The 900-nt window shown below is 68.3% G+C and carries 1 protein-coding gene; it reads left to right on the top strand.

What is annotated here, in order from left to right; translation table 11 throughout:
- The first annotated feature begins 49 nt into the window (after positions 1–49).
- Positions 50–879, top strand: a protein-coding gene (locus AOQ53_RS42380) for an IS5 family transposase (protein ID WP_236711945.1) whose coding sequence is annotated in 2 segments (ribosomal slippage) — positions 50–391 and positions 394–879 — 828 coding nt in all. Because the reading frame shifts where the segments join, the coding sequence is not laid out codon by codon here.
- Positions 880–900: the final 21 nt, after the last annotated feature.

Genomic DNA, 900 nt, shown 5'->3' with positions numbered 1-900 from the left:
CTAGAGCCTGTCGTCAAAGTGATCTTGGATTGTGGATCATGGTGTGGTGATACGTCGCCATGAACTGTCCGATGCCGAGTGGGATCTGATACGCCCGTTGCTGCCCCGGCCTGCGCTGGGGCGGCCCCGGCTGGACGACCGGACGGTCCTGAACGGGATCGTGTGGAAGTTCCGCACCGGTGTCCCCTGGCGGGACGTGCCCGAGCGATACGGTCCGTGGACCAGCCTCCACACGCGTTTCCGCCGCTGGGCGGCGGACGGCACGTTCGACCGGATGCTGCGGGCCGCCCAGGCGAGGGCCGACGCTGCCGGCGACATCGAGTGGCTGGTCTCGGTCGACTCAACGATTGTCCGTGCCCACCAGCACGCGGCAGGGGCCCGAAAAGGGGGCGCCAAAGCCCGGCCCTCGGACGGTCCCGAGGCGGACTGACCAGCAAAATCCACCTCGCCTGCGACGCGATCGGCCGCCCGCTCGCGTTCGTCCTGACCGGCGGGAACACCAACGACTGCACCCAGTTCACCGCGCTGATGGACGCCATCCGGGTGCCCCGGGCCGGAGCGGGCCGGCCCCGCACCAGGCCCGATCACGTCATCGGCGACAAGGGCTACAGCTCGAAAGCGATCCGGACCTGGCTGCGACGCCGGGGCATCAGGCACACCATCCCGGAACGGGCTGACCAGGTCCGCAACCGGGCCCGCAAGGGCAGCCTCGGCGGCCGCCCTCCGGCCTTCGACAAGGAGATCTACAAGCACCGCAACGTCGTGGAGCGGTGCTTCAACCGCCTCAAGCAGTGGCGAGGCATCGCCACCCGCTACGACAAGACCGCCCAGTCCTACAAGGCGGCCGTCACCCTCGCATCACTCCTGATGTGGGCCTGACACTTTGACGACAACTCCTAG

Source organism: Streptomyces azureus (assembly GCF_001270025.1).
Taxonomy (GTDB): Bacteria; Actinomycetota; Actinomycetes; order Streptomycetales; family Streptomycetaceae; genus Streptomyces; species Streptomyces azureus.
This window is presented reverse-complemented; position numbering and strand designations above follow the sequence as displayed.